Here is a 4,936-nt window from a genome sequence, read left to right on the forward strand (position 1 = left end):
CCATGCCCTCATGCAGGAGGGCTAGCCGCTCAAAAAGCGTGCGCGCTTCCGATGCTCAGGCTGCTCAATTTCCGATGATCTTTTTGCTCAAATCCTCTTGACGAAACACAGACGATCGAGCCCGTGGATGCCACGGCGCCGGCGGGGGAGACCGGTGGGCACGACGTGCCGGGCGATGGTCCGTCCGGCCCTGGTACCGACCCCGCTGCCGGCGAGCCAGCTGCGGATCCGTCGACGAATCCCACACAAAAGCCCGCGGCCGCGACTAAGACGGTGACCACGACCGCTGTGGTCAACGCCACTGCCGCCAAGGCCTCTAGGCCCAAGGACAACACCGCGATCTCCTCATCACTCCGCAAAACCAGCGACAGCCATTGGATTGACGTTTCCGCATTGCTGTCCGTGTTGGGAGCAGTGGTTCTCAAAGCTGCACGCCGCTGCTGATGCTCTCGATTTCCGGATGTGCGGGAAAACCGGAGCCCGCCGAGCGCAAGCCAAATTCTGTTAATAAAACTGCAGGTCGCGAAAGCGCAAAACCGGGGTCTGGTCGGCAGAACTCGGCCCCCACCACTTCTGGACAAGGCCAGCTGTCAGAGTTCGTGTCTTATAGGAATAATTTAATTCACGCCGCGTTACGTCTAGACTGCTCCTTATACTCGAATATAACCACTAAGGAGGTAGTCATGTTTTGGAGCTATGTTCAGCTTGATGATGGCACTCAATTTGCCTACTCAGAGACAAGAGAAGACGGAACCGTTCGCTTGGCCGTCGAGCGCCCGGTTGACTTTGGCTTTGACCATGCGGAATGCTTCTTGCCTGCGGTCAAATGGTTCAACGTCGAAGGATTTACTGCTGATGACCTCAATTTCTTGACCGAATTCGTTAGATCAAACGCCCCGTTTATCTTCGAGCTCGCCGAACGCCAAAAAGGCGGACCGGCGGTGGCATAATGCCTCGAGTTCTTATTTTTGGGCAGTACGTTCTGTTCTTTTGGATTGCGGAAAACGGAGAACCAATTCACATACACGTAGGTGTAAAGAGGGCGGCTGCTAATTCGACCAAGTTTTGGCTGACGAAAGACGGTGGATGCAAACTTGCCAACAACGAGAGCAAGATTCCGGCTAAGGATCTCAGGGATCTTTCAAAACTAATCACCATGAATCATCAATTCATATGTGACAAGTGGTGCGAAACCTTTGGTGATGATTCGCTGAAGTTCTACTGTTAAACGCCCAATTGAGACATGGTTTCACTTGCTGACATATCATCTGCGGCCTCCCGCGTGCTGGTTCAATAGGACGTCAGCGAGGCATATTTATTTGGTTCGTTTGCCCGAGGCGAGCAAGCGCCCGATAGCGATATTGACTTGCACCTAGTCTGCGGCAACACCATGACGTTCGGCACGCTTTACGAACTCTCCCATGAGCTCGACAAGGCACTTGGGCGAAAGGTTGATATCGTCACCAACCCGCCAGAGCACATGCACCTGCCCTTCCGCAAAAGCATCGAGCAGGATGAGGTCGCCGAGCACAATATCCTCGGCATTGGCGCTCGCAAAAACCTTACACTGCAGCATCGAAGACCTTGTCTGGCAACCGATCGCCATAGAGTACGACTCGAAACCCTGTTCATCCGTAATCTAAATACTAAGATTATTATTGTTTATCTTTCCTTTCAATACGTATTTAAATGGGTCTATAATACGTATTAGAGACACATTTTGAAGGAGGTTGCTATGGTTGCCGTAATAGACAACAAACTCGTTTTCGGACGCGAACAGGTGCTGACCTCGACGCAGGCAAGCAAAAATTTTGGCGAAGCGAGACGTCGCGCTCGAAGGGAGCCGCAATTTGTCTCAGACAGGAACGATGGCATCGATACTGTTATCGTCGGCTTCGACGAGTTCGAAGCGATGGCGGTTGAACTCGAACAGCTCAGAGAGGAGCGCCTGCACGCCATAGCCGCTGCAAGGCTCGCGCAGGGCGACGCTGATTCGAATCGCAAGGGCATCCCGTTCTCCTATACCGTGGGACGTGAGAGGTTCGAGACCATGCTAGAAGCCGAGGCGACCGATCCCATTTCCGACGAGGAGCTGTTCGAGTGAGCGTGGCTAGGTTTAAAGTTGAGTTTTACGACAAGACTGCCGAGAAAGAGTATCTGTCACTCGATGGCTCGGTCCGCGCTATGGTGAACAAAGGTATTGCGCGTCTTGCACTTCGAGCCGATGAAATTGGTAAGCCACTTTCGGGTCTTCTTGCAGGTTGTAGGGAACTTAAGTTTCGCACTGATGGCATTCACGTAATTTATCGCATCCGCGATGGGCACGTCGAAGTAGTTCAAATCATCGCAATAGGTGCAAGGGACAAGGGCAAGGTTTTCGACCTGGCATCTAGACGCCTGGACAGCGATGATTGATTGCCTCAAGAAAAATCTATTTAGATTGCATGGTCAACGTCTGGATCCAAGACCTCGTATCCGGAAACCGCTCTCGCGCCGATCTCGCGGAAGAGCTTAGGCGCAATTGCGTTGTGTGTCTCGACTGCGCTTTGCCCGTATAGAATCAAACCTTCCGCACGCTGGTTACTGAATGGATTGGACACCGCATGGAACTCCCTAGCACCCTGTGCAGCAATGCCTACGACTTTGCGTTTTGTCCCGAGCCCTGCTACGACCGCCTGGTTGACCTCGCCGATCCCGAGGACTGGGGCCCAGCAACCGCATCCTCAAAAACTACCTGTCGTTTTCGTTTAGCCGCGCGGTGTTCCTGACCGAGCGCGACTCGGACCAGACCGCGCCGCAGCTAGCTACACGCTCGCGGTGCCGCAGTTCTATGGTGGCCGAATCCAGCTGCTCCTGCCGCTGTTCCTGACCGGCGACAGGCCCGAGCTGGCGCAGGCCATCCAACGCGAGGACGGCTTTTACGCCGCGCGCACCTGCCTCAGACTCGACATGGCATATAACAACGCGCGACTTATCTGCCGCCCCGAGACTTCCTGGATTAAGCGATAAATGGCTGTTTAACTGTGGGTTTGCCGGTTTCTTTGGTTGCTTTGGCTTGGCTAGCACCCTCGAATTTTAAATCGAGGGCAAAAAGTTCTTGGTAAACCACGTGCGGCTATGATAGTATCTCTTTTGCCGAAAGGCGACGGGCGATTGGCTCAGGGGTAGAGCATATCCTTCACACGGATGGGGTCACAAGTTCGAATCTTGTATCGCCCACCATCAAAAGCACAGGTCAGAGGTGTTAAGCCTCTGGCCTTTTTCTTTTTGACACCAAGGGTGACACCAAAACTGACACCAAAAATAAATCTTACTCGTCTAAGGCATCATTTTTGTCGCGCCCTTTTTGCTGATGCTATTGCATGTTTTGTATAAAACGCATGCGTACATTCATTGAATTCCCCATGTGATCCGCGCGCAAATGTGGAGACAGAGACCACACGCCCAGGGCTCCTTCCAGCGGATTTCTATCACACGAGGGATTTTCGGCAGAACTCGTCAAGCTATTGGTTTGCTTCCGGTACTTACCCTCATGATGGCCCAGTAGATAATCGGCCATGCCCGTGATCCGCACGGCCCGCGGCCGAAACCAGGGGAGGCGCAAATGGACGAAATCGTCTGCGCAAACACCGCATTCCGCTACTGGCGCTGCCCGCCGCAGGTGCGCGATCTCTACCCGCGCCTGCCCAACTCCGAAGACGGCTGGCGAGCTCTATCCCAAGCCCCTTTCGTAACCGACGTCCTCAAGACCCCGATTATTACCACAACAGTGCCCGGTGGCGTTAACTACCATTCGGGATTACGGACGTCAATCCACTGTGATGATGCTTCTGGAGTGGACAGCACGCTGGAAACCGCGATGAACTTTAGGGTTACCAATCCACTTGCGACGCTATTTACCATGGCGCGCTTTGTGTCTTTAACCGATCTTGTCCTTGCCATGTACGAATTCTGCGGATGGTTCTCAGTCTTTGAGCCCACCGCCGCAGCAGAAGCGGAACTAGGCAAAGCCAAAGACGCTGCCGAGAATGCAACGACCGAATCCCTCTTTGACCTTGATGAAAGCCAAGACGAGCCACAATGGAAACGCGTTTATGCTCGCATAAAAGTCAAGGAACAGGTAAATACGAAGGGGACCAACGGACAAAAGAAGACGAATGAGGTCACAAGGCTAAAGGGCACTTCGCTCTGGATGAGGAAGCCGCTCATTGAATTACACGAGCTTCATGAGTACGCCAGTAAAATGAAAAAACAAAAGTGGGGTACGAAGTTTTACAACGCCGCGCAGCTGGTGACGGGTATAGCCGCCTCTCCGCTCGAAGTTGCAGGAATTTTATTGCTATCGCTTCCTCGCTCTCGCGGCGGTGCCGGTTTTAGAAACGTTTACGTCAACGACCTTACGCCGCTTACCGCAACGGCGCAGAGCATAGCAGGGCAAAAAGTCTGCTACGGGGATATCGTGATTGTGAATCCAACCATAATGAAGGCAGGCATCGTGGAGATTCAGGGAGAGGTCATCCACGGATCAGGCGCCGTGCTCGACCACGATGCCAAACGCATGACGGCGCTGCAAAGTATGGGGTATGACGTCTTCCTGGTTACACACGACATGCTCAACGATGCCGAACAGCTTGATGCGATCGTGCGAAGTCTTTGCTCGCGTTTGGAATTGCGCTATAGGTGCAAAACTAGGGCGCAAAAGACGACGGAAATGGAGTTACGAGCCAACGTGCTGTGCAATTGGCTGGAAATCGGTCGTTAAACGGGTGCCTGCTCACTTCCGGGCGCCCTCGGCCGGCTGCCCTCGACGTTGCCGCCACGGAACCGGCCCATCTACTACGTTTAGCCCCGGCCCCTCGACCATACCCCGTATTTCGCGAAAACCGCAGGCCGTCTACCTGCGGTTTTATTTTTACCCGTGACGCCATGGTCGGGG

7 protein-coding genes, 1 tRNA gene and 1 pseudogene are annotated in these 4,936 nt (G+C 53.6%); all 9 read left to right on the plus strand.

Annotation, left to right across the window (positions count from 1 at the left end; genetic code table 11):
* The first annotated feature begins 123 nt into the window (after window positions 1-123).
* The 9 genes and pseudogenes from ACTQV3_RS09060 (at window position 124) to ACTQV3_RS09100 (ending at window position 4,762) form a co-directional block, all read left to right on the plus strand.
* Window positions 124-444 carry a hypothetical protein gene (locus ACTQV3_RS09060; protein ID WP_441536283.1) on the plus strand — a complete coding sequence of 107 codons (321 nt, stop codon included), beginning with the start codon at window positions 124-126 and terminating at the stop codon, window positions 442-444.
* Window positions 445-683: 239 nt separating this feature from the next.
* Window positions 684-950, plus strand: coding sequence for a hypothetical protein (locus tag ACTQV3_RS09065; protein ID WP_441536281.1), 267 nt, complete (start codon window positions 684-686; stop codon window positions 948-950).
* Window positions 950-1,228, plus strand: a complete 279-nt coding sequence (locus ACTQV3_RS09070) for a DUF4160 domain-containing protein (RefSeq protein ID WP_441536279.1) — start codon at window positions 950-952, stop codon at window positions 1,226-1,228. Before ACTQV3_RS09065 ends, ACTQV3_RS09070 begins: the two co-directional genes overlap by 1 nt.
* Before the next feature lie 132 nt (window positions 1,229-1,360).
* Window positions 1,361-1,711, plus strand: coding sequence for a hypothetical protein (locus ACTQV3_RS09075; protein WP_441536285.1), 351 nt, complete (start codon window positions 1,361-1,363; stop codon window positions 1,709-1,711).
* A gap of 24 nt (window positions 1,712-1,735) precedes the next feature.
* Entirely contained in the window at window positions 1,736-2,104 is a 369-nt protein-coding gene (locus tag ACTQV3_RS09080; RefSeq protein WP_441536277.1) for a hypothetical protein, read from the plus strand.
* A complete protein-coding gene (locus ACTQV3_RS09085) occupies window positions 2,101-2,415 on the plus strand; it encodes a type II toxin-antitoxin system RelE family toxin (protein ID WP_441536275.1) in 315 nt (104 codons plus the stop codon). The genes ACTQV3_RS09080 and ACTQV3_RS09085 overlap by 4 nt, the downstream gene beginning before the upstream one ends.
* Before the next feature lie 384 nt (window positions 2,416-2,799).
* Window positions 2,800-3,009: pseudogene (locus ACTQV3_RS09090) on the plus strand (DUF3825 domain-containing protein); the annotation flags it as partial.
* A gap of 138 nt (window positions 3,010-3,147) precedes the next feature.
* Window positions 3,148-3,222 (plus strand) — tRNA-Val (locus ACTQV3_RS09095).
* A gap of 382 nt (window positions 3,223-3,604) precedes the next feature.
* Window positions 3,605-4,762 carry a hypothetical protein gene (locus ACTQV3_RS09100; protein ID WP_441536273.1) on the plus strand — a complete coding sequence of 386 codons (1,158 nt, stop codon included), beginning with the start codon at window positions 3,605-3,607 and terminating at the stop codon, window positions 4,760-4,762.
* The last annotated feature ends 174 nt before the right edge of the window (window positions 4,763-4,936 follow it).

It is taken from the genome of Collinsella sp. LCP19S3_A7, assembly GCF_052121995.1.
Taxonomy (GTDB): Bacteria; Actinomycetota; Coriobacteriia; order Coriobacteriales; family Coriobacteriaceae; genus Collinsella.